The organism is Mesorhizobium sp. P170090 (genome assembly GCF_057786115.1).
In genome coordinates, this window is sequence record NZ_JBYNWH010000001.1 from 5,422,325 (window position 1) to 5,437,636 (window position 15,312).

The 15,312-nt window shown below is 62.5% G+C and carries 13 protein-coding genes; all 13 read left to right on the plus strand.

The genetic code is table 11. The features are described 5' to 3' along the window. Positions 1-128 precede the first annotated feature (128 nt). Positions 129-3,281, plus strand: a complete 3,153-nt coding sequence (locus AC3EML_RS26215) for a GAF domain-containing protein (RefSeq protein ID WP_352521492.1) — start codon at positions 129-131, stop codon at positions 3,279-3,281. 369 nt (positions 3,282-3,650) lie between these two features. Continuing rightward, positions 3,651-4,619, plus strand: coding sequence for a manganese catalase family protein (locus tag AC3EML_RS26220; protein ID WP_023681124.1), 969 nt, complete (start codon positions 3,651-3,653; stop codon positions 4,617-4,619). A gap of 135 nt (positions 4,620-4,754) precedes the next feature. Further along, positions 4,755-5,804 (plus strand): chemotaxis protein CheB, encoded by a 1,050-nt coding sequence (locus AC3EML_RS26225; protein ID WP_023815899.1) that lies wholly within the window; start codon positions 4,755-4,757, stop codon positions 5,802-5,804. Between the two features lie 321 nt (positions 5,805-6,125). Next, on the plus strand, positions 6,126-6,860 hold the full coding sequence (locus tag AC3EML_RS26230; RefSeq protein ID WP_488505412.1) for a heme-binding protein: 735 nt from the start codon (positions 6,126-6,128) through the stop codon (positions 6,858-6,860). Continuing rightward, positions 6,857-8,734: a methanol/ethanol family PQQ-dependent dehydrogenase gene (locus AC3EML_RS26235; protein WP_352521490.1), complete on the plus strand. Its 1,878-nt coding sequence runs from the start codon at positions 6,857-6,859 to the stop codon at positions 8,732-8,734. The genes AC3EML_RS26230 and AC3EML_RS26235 overlap by 4 nt, the downstream gene beginning before the upstream one ends. Positions 8,735-8,792: 58 nt before the next feature. Next, positions 8,793-9,584, plus strand: a complete 792-nt coding sequence (locus tag AC3EML_RS26240) for a substrate-binding domain-containing protein (RefSeq protein ID WP_023668012.1) — start codon at positions 8,793-8,795, stop codon at positions 9,582-9,584. Continuing rightward, complete coding sequence (locus tag AC3EML_RS26245) at positions 9,581-10,114, plus strand: c-type cytochrome (protein ID WP_023687809.1); 534 nt, start codon at positions 9,581-9,583, stop codon at positions 10,112-10,114. Before AC3EML_RS26240 ends, AC3EML_RS26245 begins: the two co-directional genes overlap by 4 nt. Continuing rightward, positions 10,111-11,124: a cytochrome c oxidase subunit II gene (gene coxB, locus AC3EML_RS26250; protein WP_352521489.1), complete on the plus strand. Its 1,014-nt coding sequence runs from the start codon at positions 10,111-10,113 to the stop codon at positions 11,122-11,124. Before AC3EML_RS26245 ends, coxB begins: the two co-directional genes overlap by 4 nt. Beyond that, complete coding sequence (ctaD, locus tag AC3EML_RS26255) at positions 11,121-13,097, plus strand: cytochrome c oxidase subunit I (RefSeq protein ID WP_352521488.1); 1,977 nt, start codon at positions 11,121-11,123, stop codon at positions 13,095-13,097. Before coxB ends, ctaD begins: the two co-directional genes overlap by 4 nt. Next, on the plus strand, positions 13,094-13,699 hold the full coding sequence (locus tag AC3EML_RS26260; RefSeq protein ID WP_023733209.1) for a cytochrome c oxidase subunit 3: 606 nt from the start codon (positions 13,094-13,096) through the stop codon (positions 13,697-13,699). The genes ctaD and AC3EML_RS26260 overlap by 4 nt, the downstream gene beginning before the upstream one ends. Continuing rightward, complete coding sequence (locus tag AC3EML_RS26265; RefSeq protein WP_023687807.1) at positions 13,699-14,040, plus strand: hypothetical protein; 342 nt, start codon at positions 13,699-13,701, stop codon at positions 14,038-14,040. The genes AC3EML_RS26260 and AC3EML_RS26265 overlap by 1 nt, the downstream gene beginning before the upstream one ends. Next, complete coding sequence (locus AC3EML_RS26270; RefSeq protein ID WP_023704606.1) at positions 14,037-14,915, plus strand: cytochrome c oxidase assembly protein; 879 nt, start codon at positions 14,037-14,039, stop codon at positions 14,913-14,915. The genes AC3EML_RS26265 and AC3EML_RS26270 overlap by 4 nt, the downstream gene beginning before the upstream one ends. Beyond that, on the plus strand, positions 14,896-15,312 hold the full coding sequence (locus AC3EML_RS26275; RefSeq protein ID WP_023712217.1) for a c-type cytochrome: 417 nt from the start codon (positions 14,896-14,898) through the stop codon (positions 15,310-15,312). Before AC3EML_RS26270 ends, AC3EML_RS26275 begins: the two co-directional genes overlap by 20 nt.

Sequence of the window (15,312 nt, forward strand, 5' to 3'; positions counted from 1 at the left end):
GCGCCAAGCTGTCATTAACCTATGACCGGTGCGGCGTGTTCGGCTGACCGGCCCGCCAAAGAAACTGCCGTCCTGCGGGGAACTCTTGGCCGCAGACTGCATTTAAGTCCGGGCAAAACGGGGGCGAAATGGGGGCCACTTCAAGCAATCCGCGATCTGAACTGCAGCGCTTCGAGCTTTTGGCAGCGCTGGGCGACCGTATTCGCGAGATTACGGATCCCGCAGAACTGGCCTACGCAGCCGCGGAACTGCTGGGGAACCATTTTGGCATCAGCCGAGCCGGATACGGCACGATCGATCTAGAGAAAGAAACGATCACCATTGACAGGGACTGGAACGCGCCAGGCATCAAAAGCCTGGCTGGGACGCTGAATTTCAGGAACTACGGCTCGTATATCGAGGATTTGAAGCGAGGCGAAACCGTTGTCTTTGAAAACGCCGAGACAGATCCGCGAACCAGCGGCCATGCGGAGGCACTCAAAGCCATCAGCGCCCAATCCGTCATCAACATGCCCGTTACCGAGCACGGCGGGCTGGTGGCGCTGTTATACCTGAACCACTCCGCGCCCAGACGCTGGGCGACGGAGGAAATAGCCCTCATTTCGGCAGTGGCGGACCGGACGCGTACGGCGATAGAACGCCTTCGCGCCGAACTGGCCCTCCGTGAGAACGCCGAACGCCTTGCTTTTCTCGACCGCCTCGGCAGGGAGATAGCCCTCGCGGCCGACGCCGATGCTGTCATGCAGATCACCACTCGGCTCCTCGGCGAACATCTTGGCGTCTCGATTTGCGCCTATGCCGACATGGAGCAGGACCAAGACCATTTCACCATCCGCGGCGATTGGAGCGCACCTGGCTCGCCCAGCATCAGGGGATATTACAGTCTTGCCGATTTCGGTCGCCTGGCTGTCACCAACCTCAGCGCCAACAAGCCGCTTATCATCAACAACAACCTTGAGGAAATTGCTCCCGAGGAAGCGAAGACCTTTCAGGATATCGGGATAACGGCAACCATCTGTATGCCTTTGGTCAAACAAGGCCGACTGACTGCCCTGATGGCCATCCACGACAAGCAGCGCCGCGTCTGGTCGCAACGCGAACTGTCCTTGCTGACCGAGGTGACGGAGCGGTCCTGGGCTCACATCGAGCGCGTGCGCTCGGAACAGGCGGCACGGGCGAGCGAGGAGCGGCTGAGGCTTGCCACCGACGCGGCCGCTATTGGCACCTGGGATTACGATCCCATCAGCGGAGTGCTGCGTTGGGACGACCGGTGCAAAGCCCTTTTTGGTTTGCCGCCGGACGCGGAGGTGACATATGAAAGCGCCTTCCTGGCGGGCCTCCACCCGGAAGATCGCGCACGGGCCGACGAGGCCGTACGCCAGTCGCTCGCGCCGGGCACCCCCTCCCGCTACGACATCGAATACCGGACGATCGGCCTTCGGGATGGCAAGGAGCGCTGGATTGCCGCAACCGGGGAAGCGCTTTTCCAGTCCGGCCGTGCGATCCGCTTCATCGGCACCGTGGTCGACGTCACCGCGCGAAAGCGGGTGGAGCATCAGCTTCAGTTGATGAACGCCACTGCGGCAGCCGTGGCGGCCGAGCTTGACGTAGAGCGAATTGTCCAGACGGTAACCGATGCCGGCGTGGTGCTGTCGGGCGCACAATTCGGAGCTTTCTTCTACAATGTGATCGACGACAAGGGCGACAGCTATGTGCTCTACGCCCTGTCGGGGGCACCTCGTTCTGCTTTCGAAAACTTTCCCATGCCGCGCAACACCGCGGTGTTCGAGCCCACTTTCCGCGGAACAAGCGTGGTGCGTTCCGACGATATCCTCACCGATCCGCGCTATGGCAAGAACTGGCCCCGCAAGGGAATGCCGGAGGGCCATCTACCGGTGCGTTCCTATCTCGCCGTGCCGGTCGTCTCGCGTTCGGGCGAGGTCCTGGGCGGCCTCTTCCTTGGTCATTCAGAGACCGGCGTGTTCGCCGAACAGCAAGAAGCGGCCTTGCTGGGGCTTGCCGGCCATGCCGCCACGGCCATCGACAACTCCCGACTGTTCAAGGCGCTGCAGACACTCAACGGCACGCTCGAACAACGTGTCAGAGACGAAGTTGCCGAACGTACCAGAGCAGAAGAGCACCTGCGCCAAGCCCAGAAGATGGAAGCTGTCGGACAACTCACCGGTGGCATCGCGCACGACTTCAACAATATGCTGGCCGTCATCATCGGCGGCCTGAACCTTGTGCAGCGCAAGCTCAGAAACGGCGATACCAACGTCCACCAATTCGTAACCGGCGCGATCGATGGAGCACAACGTGCCGCAGAACTTACCAGGCGACTGCTCGCCTTTTCCCGCCAGCAACCACTGGCGCCGAAGCGGCTGAATCCAAATCGCCTCGTCTCCGGTATGAGCGAATTGCTGAACCGGACGCTTGGCGAGACCATCCAGATCGAGACCGTGCTCGCTGCGGGCCTATGGCATGTCGAGGCCGACGCAGGGCAATTGGAAAGCGCGCTGCTCAACCTTTGCGTCAACGCAAGGGATGCCATGCCTGCTGGCGGCAAGCTGACGATCGAGACATCAAACGCCCACGTCGACGATCGCTATGCCAGGGAGAACGCGATCCCCTCCGGCCAGTATGTGATGATAGCGGTCACCGATACAGGAACGGGCATGACTGCTGATGTTGTCGCAAGAGCCTTCGATCCGTTCTTCACCACCAAGGGGGTCGGCAAAGGCACCGGGCTGGGACTCAGCCAAGTCTATGGGTTTGTTCGCCAGTCCGGCGGCAGTGTGAAGATCTATTCCGAGCAGGGCATCGGAACCACCTTGAAAATATATTTGCCGCGCTCGCACCATGGCGTGCTCGACAGCCAAATCGACGTCGTGGCAGGCGAGCACCCCGGCTGTGCAGACGAGATCATCATGGTTGTCGAGGATGAAGATCGCGTCCGGCTGATGGCCGCGGAAGCGCTGCGGGAACTGGGCTACTCCGTGCTGGAAATGCAAGGTCCACGCGAAGCGCTGGTGGCCGTCGAAAGCGGGCAAGTGCCGTCGCTTCTGTTCACCGACGTGGTGATGCCGGAGATGTCGGGCCGGGAGTTGGTGGATCAGGTCAAGACAATGCACCCGTCGCTAAAAGTGCTCTACACCACCGGCTACACACGAAATGCGATTGTCCACAACGGCACGCTCGATTTCGGAACCGAACTTTTGACCAAGCCCTACACGATCGACGAATTGGCAGAGAAAGTCCGGAAGGTGCTGGATCGAAAGTGAACGGGCAACAGCCCGCGACGCTCGCCGTGTGACCGAACCCGGCGTTTGCCGCTAGGTGTGCAGCGAAACGGGCCGGACACCGACATCATATTGACGTGGCCCGGCTTCACTTTGCCGACCGAGTATCCCTCCAGATTTTCTCGACCTCTTGCCCATCCGCGGCCTTGCTCATTGCCGTGATGGCGCAGCACGATCGAAATCTCGTTGCCGCCGGTCACCAGTCGGAGAATCCCAGCGAGAAATAAATGCGGCCTCTGGCTCCCTGCGATGCTCAACACTGAAGCTACCGTAAAAATGCTCGCTGGCCGATGGCCGGATGGAACAATCATCTTGCGGGGATGTTCGGATGATCTAACCGGAGAGATGTCCATGTTCATGCACAACAAGCGCCTGCAATACACCGTTCGCGTCTCGGAGCCGAATCCTCGCCTGGCCTGCATGATCATGGAACAGTTCGGCGGCGCCGATGGCGAGCTTGCAGCGGCCATGCGCTATTTCACGCAAGGGCTTGGCGAGGACGATCTTGGCCGTCGCGACATGTTGCTCGATATTGCGACCGAAGAACTCAGCCACCTCGAAGTGGTGGGATCAATCGTCACCATGCTCAACAAGGGGCTCAAGGCACAGCTGGCCGAGGGCCAAATGAAGGAAGCGGACCTTTACCTGATGATCGGCGCCAGCGGCACAACAGCCAAGGAATCAATTCTGTTCGGCGGCGCTCCCGCGCTGTGCGACTCAGCCGGCGTTCCCTGGACTGCGGCCTATGTCGACTCGCGCGGTGAACCTACGGTGGATTTGCGGTCGAATATCGCCGCCGAAGCCCGCGCCAAGATCGTTTACGAACGCCTCATCAACATCACCGACGATCCGGGAATCAAGGACGCGCTTGGCTTCCTGATGACCCGCGAGATCGCGCACCAGAAGTCGTTTGAGAAAGCACTCTACGCGATCGAAAACAATTTCCCTTCCGGCAAGCTCCCAGGCGTAGAGAAGTACGCCAGCATGTATGTCAACACCTCTCAAGGCGACGGCGATGTCGCTGGCCCATGGAATTCCGGCGAAGAGTGGGATCGGATCGATGACCTTGAAGAGGTGATGCCCGTCGACGGCGGAGACGGCCTGGCAACTGTCAAGCTGGGGGCCAAAGACATGAAGGTGGTGGCCAGGATGGCCGACCGTACGCTTTCCGATCCGGCTTCCGATCCGACAACAGGCGCTGATCTAGGGGCTGGCCCGGGAGCTGGCCGTACCAAGAACGCCGATTTTGGCGGCGCGGCAAGCATTCAGGAGGCCCCGGCCGTGGCAGAGGCTGCCGTCAAACGCGCACGTAGGCGTTAGTACAGAGCCGACGCGGGCATCTATGTTCCGCGATGCGGCCGGAAGCTAACACCGACGAAGGCAGGGCATCCGACCAGCAACGGACTGGCCGGAGCGCTCGCATCGACATCTGTGCTGAATGTGGGTGAAGCAACCATGGCCACCGCCGCACCACGATCAGATTCGGAGCGTGCGGGCCAGCCGGACAAGGTCCGTCCCGACGGTTGCGAGAACCGGTGCATCGTGACAATCGGAGCATCGGCCGGGGGCGTCGACGCGCTGAAGAGACTTGTCCGCGATCTTTCGCCGGACATCCCGGCGGCTCTCCTCGTCGTACAGCACGTTGGTCCCACGAGTTACCTCGGCGACATTCTCGGTCGCGCTGCCAACATGCCCGTTGCAAATGCCTCCAACGGCATGAAGGTTAAAAACGGGCACATCTTCGTTGCACCGCCCGGAGCTCACCTTCTGTTGCATGACGATCATATGCTGCTGCGGCGCGGGCCGCGCGAGAACCTGGCGCGCCCCGCCATCGACCCTCTGTTTCGGTCGGCCGCCTGCAGCTTTGGCGGCAGCGTGATCGGCGTCGTGCTCACAGGCAGCCTCTCCGACGGCACCGCCGGCCTGCACGCAATCAAGATGTGCGGAGGCGTCAGCGTAGTCCAGGACCCCGGCGACGCCGCAGTACCCGACATGCCGCTGAGCGCCTTGCAGAATGTGGAAATCGACCATTGCGTCCCTCTGTCCGAAATGGCTGGCCTGTTGCACAGGCTTGCTTCCGAAATCGCAGGACCGACACCAGAAATCCCGTCCGGCATCCGCCTTGAGGCAGCGATTGCAGCTCAGGAGCACAGCACAATGGAATTGACCGAAGGCCAGCTTGGCACCCCCTCGACATTTGTCTGCCCCGAATGTCATGGCCCCCTATGGGAGATAGAAGACGGGCCGATTACCCGTTACCGCTGCCACACCGGACATGCGTTCGGAGCAGACGTTTTGATGCAGGCCCAGGCTGACGATGCGGAGCAGGCTCTTTGGAGCCTTTTAAGAGCGCACCAGCAGCGGGCTGAGTTGGCGAAACGTACGGCAAAACGCGAAGCCGCGCGGGAAAGACACAGCCTGGCCAGTCAAATGGCTGCGCGGGCCGCCGAATACGAAGCCGACGCGAAACTTATTGAAGAGATCATCCATCGTCGAACGCCGTGACAAGGCAACAGGGTTTGTCAGGGCAGGTGCGTCTGCGCTGTCCCGATTGCATTTTCCCGGATCAGCCGCGTTGCCTCATTGCTTGGCATGTGGCCACGGGTGTCCAGGTCCCATGCTTTGATTGAACACCTGCACCCAAATCCAACCGCATGAATTTTATGCAAAGCAGGAACATAGAAGCATTACGCGAGTTAGGCACTGACGCATTGGACGTATCCTCGCATTTTGCGGTCTGCCGGGGTGGTCCTTGTTATGTAAACGAATGCCAGGACAATGTATCGCTATCAGCTTTTCGTACCTCTTTTTGGCCTGCTGTTGCTGATGGGTGGCCTGTTCCACGGGCACGAGGCCATGGCGCAGGAACCCTGTCCGGCCGACCACGACAAGCTGCTTGCAGCCCTCAAAGCCAACGTGAAAGCAAGCGGCGGACCAGCGAATGGCGGCTTTGAAACCAACGAATGGGCAGCCATCGTTGCCCGTGACGGCACTGTCTGCGCGATTGCGTTCAGCGGCCCCACCCCCGACTCGCAATGGCCGGGAAGTCGGCTCATAGCAGCGGAGAAAGCCAACACGGCCAACGGTCTCAGCCTGGCTCAGATGGCCCTCTCTACGGCCAATCTCTATGCGGGGGTGCAGCCGGGCGGGCCGCTATTTGGCCTGCAGGAGACCAATCCCGTCAACCAGGCCGCGGCCTATACGGGCGATCCCAAAACGTTCGGAAGCGCCGGCGACCCGCTCGTCGGCAAGCCGATCGGAGGCGTCGTGGTGTTTGGCGGCGGACTTGCCCTCTACGACGGCAAGAGCATTGTCGGCGGCCTCGGCGTTTCAGGCGATTCCTCATGCGCCGATCACAATGTCGCCTGGCGTATCCGCGCGGCGCTCGGCTTCGACAAGGTCCCGGCAGGCGTCAATCCAAATCGCAAGGATGCCATTGTCTACGATCTGGACCCCGGCGGCAAAAGCGCTTCGGGCTGGGGCCATCCGCTTTGTGCCGGAACGGAGGCCGACATCGCGGCCGAACTCGGCGCCGGCGTGGGAGGCTCGATCAATAAATGAAAGCTATGCCGCAATTGGCATTGACGCGCGTTGACGTAGAACGACGTACCCGCAAATTGGCAGCCGGGAATTCCTTTGGCGCTATCCTTCTGGTGACGCTGCTCGCCTGCCTGCTGCTTCTGGGCGCTGCGTCCGAGCCTCCTAAAACACCAGCGATCGTACCGCCAGCCGCAGCTTCGCCACCCGATGACGGCCAATGGACGATGCCGGCCAAGAACTACGCGTCGACGCGCTTCAGCGAACTCTCCGAGATCAATGAAGGCAACGTCAAGAACCTGCAGGTCGCGTTCACGTTCTCGACAGGCGTGAACAAGGGCCAGGAAGCAGCGCCGCTGGTCGTCGGCAACACCATGTATATCGTGACGCCCTTTCCCAACTTCGTCTATGCGCTCGATCTCTCCAAGCCCGGCGCCCCCATGAAGTGGAAGTACGAACCCAATCCCGAGCCGGCGGCACAGGGGGTGGCCTGCTGCGACGTCGTCAACCGAGGGGTGGCATTCGCCGACGGGCGCATCTTTTTCAATACGCTGGACGGCCACACGATTGCCCTTGATGCGAACACGGGCAAGCCGATCTGGAACACTCATGTCGGCAACATCAACATCGGCGAGACCATCACCATGGCGCCGCTTGTGGTGAAGGGCAAAGTGCTGGTCGGCAATTCCGGCGGCGAGATGGGCGTTCGCGGCTGGGTAAAGGCGCTCGACGCCGGCGACGGTCATGTCGTCTGGATCGCCTTTAGCACCGGGCCGGACAAGGACGTGCTGATCGGACCGGACTTCAAGCCGCACTACGAGATGGACAAAGGCAAGGATCTTGGCGTCACGACGTGGCCGCCGGAAGCCTGGAAGATCGGCGGCGGCAACATGTGGGGCTGGATTTCCTATGATCCCGATCTGAACCTGATCTTCCACGGCACCGGCAATCCCGGACCATGGAATCCGGATTTGCGGCCGGGCGACAACAAGTGGACGTCTGGCATTTTCGCGCGCGATCCCGACACCGGCGCGGCGAAATGGTTCTATCAGTGGAGCCCGCACGACCTCCACGATTATGACGGCATCAACGAGCAGATCCTGCTCGACATAACCTGGCAGGGCAAGCCGCGCAAGGTGCTGATCCGGCCGGAGCGCAACGGCTATCTCTACATCCTCGACCGGACAACCGGCGAGGTGCTGTCGGCAAAACCGTTTGGTCCGGTCAACTCCAGCAAAGGTGTGGATCTGAAAACCGGTCGGCTGATCGTAAACCCGGACAAGAAGACCGGCACCGGCAAGGTCGTTCGCGATATCTGTCCGACGGCGTCGGGCCTCAAGGACTGGCAGCCTTCCGCGTTCTCGCCGAAGACCGGCCTGCTCTACATCCCGCACAACAATATGTGCATGGATGAAGAAGGCGTCGAGGTGAACTACATCGCCGGCACGCCCTATGTGGGCATGAACGTCCGCATGATACCAGGGCCTGGCGGTAATCGCGGCGCCTTCACCGCCTGGGACATCGCCGCGGAGAAACCCGCCTGGAGCCTCAAGGAGAATTTCCCGGTGTGGAGCGGCGCGGTAGTGACCGCCGGCGACGTTGTGTTCTATGGCACGATGGAAGGCTGGTTCAAGGCGGTTAGCGCCAAGACCGGAGACCTGCTTTGGCAGTTCAAGACCTCGTCCGGGATCATCGGCCAGCCCATCACCTATCGCGGTCCCGACGGGCACCAATATGTCGCCATCCTCTCAGGCGTCGGCGGCTGGGCCGGCGCCATTGTATCGGGCGATCTTGACCCGCGTGACGCCACCGCCGCGCTCGGTTTCGTCAATGCCATGAAGGATCTGAAGAACGCGACAACCTCGGGAGGCACGCTTTATGTGTTCCGGCTGCCTTGATGGATTGTACTTGACCGTAGGTCCGGCGCGAAAGGCGTGTCAACGGCTGGTGATCGGCATGGCCGCCATCGCCTTCGTGTTCTTGACGGCCACAGCCGACGCACGTGAGCTGAGGGTCTGCGCCGATCCAAACAACATGCCGTTCTCCAACGCGGCCGGTCAGGGCTTCGAGAACAGGATCGCCGAAATCGTTGCGTCCGATCTCGGCGCGAAGCTGACCTATACCTGGTGGGCGCAGCGCCGCGGCTTCATCCGAAACACGCTGAAGGCCGGTCTATGCGATCTCGTGCCGGGCACGCCGAGCAACCTCGAAATGCTGCGCACCACCACGCCCTACTACCGATCGTCTTATGTCTTCGTCACCCGCAGGGACGGCCCCGACGTAGCATCGTTCAATGATCCGCGGCTGCGCGACATGCGGATCGGTGTTCAGCTCATCGGCGACGATGGCGCCAATTCGCCTCCGGTCCAGGCGCTTGGCCGCCGCGGTATCGTCGGGCACCTCGTTGGCTATCCGGTCTATGGCGATTATTCCGCCCCCAACCCGCCGGCGCGCATCGTCGAAGCGGTGGCGAGTGGCGAGATCGACCTTGCCGTGGTCTGGGGCCCCCTCGCCGGCTACTTCGCCGCCAGGCAGAAGGTGCCGCTCCGCATCACGCCGGTTGCGCCCCGCATCGACGGACCGCAACTGCCGATGATCTACGACATCTCGATGGGCGTCCGCCGCGAAGACGATGCGCTGCGCGGCGATGTCAATGGCGCCCTGTCCAGGCACAAGGTCGAGATAGATGCCTTGCTGTCACAGTATGGCGTGCCGCGCCTCGATGCCCCGGGGAGCCCGGTGCGATGAGAGCCGTTGTGGCCATGCTCCTGTTTCCAGTCCTGGCCCTCGCTGCCTGCCAGCGCGAGGAACGTGACACGCGCCCGCAATCGGCGCTCGGATCGGGCGAGCAGCCGACGCCTGTGACCACGCTGGAGCCCGGCGGACAGCGGCCCCCCGCCAGCGACAACAAGGCGGCGAGCTTCGAGGCCAACGCCTTCCACATGAGCGAAGGGAAACGGCTTTTCGGCTGGTTCAACTGTTCGGGATGCCACGCCAATGGCGGCGGCGGCATGGGGCCGGCCCTGATGGACCAGAAGTGGCTCTATGGCAGCTCGATCGAAAGCATCCATGCCACGATCCGCGACGGTCGGCCAAACGGCATGCCGAGCTTCCGCGACAAGATTCCCGACGACCAGATCTGGGAGCTTTCGGCTTTCGTGCGCTCGCTGAGCGGCAACGCGCCGTCTTCCGCCGCGCCGCAACGCAATGACGACATGATGGCGCATCCGTCGGAAAACCGCATGCCCGACGCGGCCACGCTGGGGAAGTCGCCGTGAAACGTCTCGTCTCGATGGCGTTCGCCACCGCCGGCGCTCTGTTGCTCCAGGGATGCGCGGGCTGGCAATCCGCCCTCGACCCGAAAGGTCCCGCGGCGAGCGAACTGGCATGGCTGATCTGGTTCTTCACCGCGCTCTGCGCCGTGGTGTGGGTGCTGGTGATGATCGCCCTCGTCGTGCCCTTGATGATGCGGTCGCGCGCGCAGGCGGAGCCGCTCGCGATCAAGGCCGGCGCCGACGACCGGAAGCTGCGCGCGGTGATGACCGCCGTCGGGTTGACCGCCATTGTCCTGATCGGACTGACCTTGCTGAGCTTCTTCGCCAACAGGACGCTCGCCGCGATCGGCTCGGATGCCGCACTGACCATTCGGGTCACCGGCCATCAATGGTGGTGGGAGGTGCGCTATGAGGATGCCGCGCCAAGCCGCATCCTGACCACGGCGAACGAGATCCATATCCCCGCCGGGGAGCCGGTGCGGCTTCTTCTGACCTCGACCGACGTCATCCATTCCTTCTGGATCCCGAGCCTTTCGGGCAAGCTCGACCTCATTCCCGGCCACATGAACGTGCTCGACCTCAAGGCAGACAAGCCTGGTGTTTACCGAGGTCAATGCGCCGAGTTCTGCGGGGCGCAGCACGCAAACATGGGCACCTTCATCATCGCCGAGCCGCGTGCGAAGTTCGACGCCTGGTGGAACGACCAGTTGCAGCCGGCCGCTACTCCGACGGGGGACGAAGCCAAGGCCGGCCAGGATCTGTTTCTGAAGCGCCCTTGCGTGATGTGTCACAGAATAGGCGGCACGCCTGCCGGAGGAACGGTCGCCCCTGACCTCACCCATATAGCCAGCCGGCAGACGCTTGCCGCCGGGACATTGACAATGAGCCGCGGCAATCTCGCCGCCTGGATAGCCGACCCACAGGGCATCAAGCCCGGATCCCACATGCCGGTGGTGGAGCTCAGCGGCGACGAACTCAACGCCATGGTCGCCTACCTCGAGGCGCTTAAATGAGCAGCGCGGACCTCACAAGCGAACGCGACCTGCCGCCGGTGCGTGAAACCTCTACCGCGGGCGACGTCGCACCCGAGCATGACGGACCGCGCGACACCGGCATGGACGATGCCAGCCTGGATCGCTGGCTGGCGCGGACATGGCGCACGCCCCCCGGCATCATCGGCGCGCTGTCGAGCGTCGACCACAAGGTCGTCGCACGGCGCTATCTGATCACCGCCTTCGTGTTTCTGTGCCTGGGCGGGCTCAACGCTGTCGCCATGCGCATCCAGCTCTCAGGGCCGCAGCGCGGTCTGATCGACCCGGACCTCTACAACCAGCTGTTCACGATGCATGGCGTAACCATGATGTTCCTGTTCGCCGTGCCCATCGTGCAGGCGACAGGCATCTATCTCGTGCCGCTGATGGTCGGCAGCCGCAACATCGCCTTTCCCCGCCTGAACGCGTTCAGCTACTGGATCTATGTTTCGGGCGGCATATTCGCCTGGGTGTCTTTCGCGCTCAACATGGCGCCCGACGTCGGCTGGTTTGCTTATGTGCCGCTGTCAGGCCCCGAATTCGCGCCGGGCAAGCGGGCCGACGTCTGGGCCCAGATGATCACTTATACAGAAGTATCCTCCCTGGCCGTCGCGGTGGCAACCATCGTCACCGTGTTCAAGCAGCGAGCCCCCGGCATGTCGCTGGACAGGATTCCGCTCTACGTCTGGGCAATGCTGGTTACCTCCTTCGTCGTCGTCTTCGCCATGCCCGCGGTGATGATCACCTCGACCTTCCTGATCCTCGACCGGCTGGTCGGCACACATATCTTCAACCCGGCCGAGGGCGGCGACGCACTGCTCTTCCAGCATCTGTTCTGGTTCTTTGGCCATCCGGAGGTCTACATCATCTTCCTGCCGGCGACGGGCATGGTCTCCGCGATCATCCCGGTCTTCGCCCGGCGTCCCGTGTTCGGACATCTCGGGCTGGTCCTGTCGCTGATCGCCGTCGGCTTCCTTTCGTTCGGCCTCTGGGTCCATCACATGTTCGCGACGGGACTACCCAAGCTCGGCGCCAGCTTCTTCACCGCGTCGAGCATGCTGATCGCCATCCCCAATGGCATTCAGATCTTCTGCTGGCTGGCGACCTTGTGGGACGGCAGGCCGGTGATCCGCACGCCGCTGCTGTTCGTGTTCGGCTTCTTTTTCATCTTCGTCATCGGCGGCCTCACCGGCGTCATGCTCGCTTCGGTGCCGCTGGACCTCCAGGTGCACGACACCTATTTCGTCGTCGCCCATTTCCATTACGTGCTGATCGGCGGTTCGGTCTTCCCGCTGCTGGGCGCGGCCTATTTCTGGTTCCCCAAGATCAGCGGCCGCATGATGAGCGAGCGTCTCGGGCGCTGGCATTTCTGGCTGGCTTTCATCGGCTTCAACGCGGCTTTTTTCCCAATGCATCTCGTCGGGCTCTGGGGCATGCCACGCAGGGTCTACACCTATCCGGCCGAGCTTGGCTGGGGCAACATCAACCTGTTCATCAGCGCTGGCGCGGTGCTCTTTTTCCTCAGCTTCGTACTGTTCACTTTCAATCTTGTACACGGCGCGTTGAAGGGCGCGCTGGCCGGAAACAATCCCTGGGATGCCGGTACGCTCGAATGGGCGACGTCTTCGCCGCCGCCAAGCTATAATTTCGCGCGGATACCGATTGTCACACATGTCGAGCCGCTCTGGGCCGAACGGGAGGCGATGCCTGTGGCGACCGGACTCCGCGTCGATGTCCGTGAGCTGTTGATCTCAACCGTGGCGGAAGCCCACCCCGACATTCGCGAGAAATCGGCGACACCGTCGATCTGGCCGCTGCTGGCGGCAATCGCCGTCGGCGTTACGTTTGTCTATTCGATCTTCACGCCCTGGGCGATCGTCTGGGGCGCCGCGCCGATCGCCATCACCTTGATCGGCTGGTTCTGGCCCAAGGACGACCCGGAGGATGAGGGATGAGTGAGCGTCCCAGCTTGGATCTTTCGGACCTCCCAACCTTTGGACATGGTCCGCGCAGCCCGACCTGGTGGGGAACGCTCGGCTTCATGGCGCTGGAAGGCATGGGCTTTGCGTTGGCCGCCGGCGCTTATCTCTATCTCGCGACCTTGTGGCCCAATTGGCGTCTAAGCGCCCCGGAACCCAACCATTGGCCCGGGACGATCGTCACCATCCTGTTTATCATCAGCGTGGTGCCGAACCACATGCTCCACGGCTACGCCAAGCAATGCGCGATCGTGCCGGTGCGGATCGGGCTGGTGGTGATGTCGCTGCTCGGTCTGGCCCCGCTTGTCGTGCGCTGGTTCGAATTCCCGGCGCTGAACATCTACTGGGACACGAACGCCTATGGCTCGATGCTCTGGGTGCTGCTCGGGCTGCACACCACACACCTGATCACCGATGTCGGCGACACCATCGTTTTGACGGTGCTGATGTTCACACGCCATGGCTATAGCGGCCGGCGCTTCGGCGATGTCGGCGACAATGTCTTCTATTGGGATTTCGTGGTGCTGACCTGGATCCCGATCTATCTGCTCATCTACTGGATGCCGAGGCTAGGCTGATGCGTGCGTTGAAAATGGGAACGTCCTGGGCTGGTCTTCTGTCGGGGCCGATGGCTTGGGCAATCTCGACGCAGCTGAACTACGCACTCGTACCATGGCAGTGCAACCGCCAGGTGCCGGTGGTGCTTCCCGTGGCACTGGTGCTCGCCGTGCTTTCGCTGCTCGGCGGTGCCTTGTCATGGCGGGCGAAGCGGCAGGGCGGCGCCGCCTTCAAGCCTGAGCGCACGCGCAGCACCGAGCAGTTCGTCGCCGATCTCGGCATGCTTGCGGCATTGCTGTTTGCCCTCGTCATCATCATGCAAGGCAGCGCGGCTCTCATTCTCGACGAGTGCCTGCGATGAGCTTCGACGCGTTCTTCTCGACCTCGATCTGCTACGGCGCCGGCGCGCCCGAGGCCGGATGGACGCTCGCATTTCCCATCACGTTTCCGCTGGCCGCGATTGCCTTCCTTTATTCCATCGGAGCGACTCGGTTGTGGCGCCGCAGCAGCCGAGGCCGTCCCGAGCGGATGCGGCAGGCGTTGTTTTTCGCCGCCGGTTGGGGCGTGCTGACGGCAGCACTGGTCAGCCCCATCCACGCGCTCGGCGAGCGGGTGTTTGCCGCCCATATGATCGAGCATGAACTGCTGATGGCGGTGGCGGCGCCCCTCCTTGTCGCCGCTTGCCCAGGCGCAGTCCTGCTCTGGTCCTTGCCGGCCTCACTTCGCCGCGGAACGGGCAAGCTCACGCGCGCAAAGACGCTGCAATCGGTTTGGGCCCTGGTGATCCGCCCCCTCAACGCGACGATCATTCACGGCGTCGCCATCTGGATCTGGCACATTCCGGCGTTGTTCCAGGCAGCGCTCCAGCAGGGCTTTCTTCATTATGCCCAGCATGCGAGCTTCCTCGGCACAGCCTTGCTGTTCTGGTGGGCGCTCCTTCCGCGCCCCGGTCGACAGCAGACCTATGGCAGCTCCGTCATGCATCTTTTCTTCACCTCGCTTCATACCGGCCTGCTCGGTGTCCTGCTGCTGATGTCGCCTAAACTCTGGTATCCGGAGAATGGCGCCGGCGCCGCGTTGTGGGGCCTGACCGCGATCGAGGACCAGCAACTTGCCGGATTGGTAATGTGGGTTCCGGCCGGCTTGATCTATGGCGGCGCCGCCCTGCTGCTCGCCGGCCTGTGGATAAGCAGCAGCGCAACCAGGGAGGCAACACATGCGCTCCGACCTGGGTAGGCTGATCGGGGGCGCCCTTGCCGCAATCCTGCTGCTGACCGCGGCTGTGGCAGCGGCGACCTTGTGGTCCGACCGGCGCGACCGTGTCCGGCACGAGTCGGATGCGGCGACCGGGGGCGTAGGCGCTCGCGCCATTCCGATCATGACGGCGAATGGCTGCTCCGGCTGCCATACGATACCCGGCGTGCCGGGTGCGCAAGGCCAGGTCGGACCCCGCCTGGACGGTGGCCTTGCCGACAGGGTCTTTATCGGTGGCCTGCTGGCAAACAATCCGGAGAACATGATCCGCTGGATACGCTCGGCGAGGGAAGTCAATCCGCACACGGCCATGCCGTCGACGAGGATCACCGAGCAACAGGCGCGGGACATCGCCGCTTATCTCTATGCGTTGAGGTAA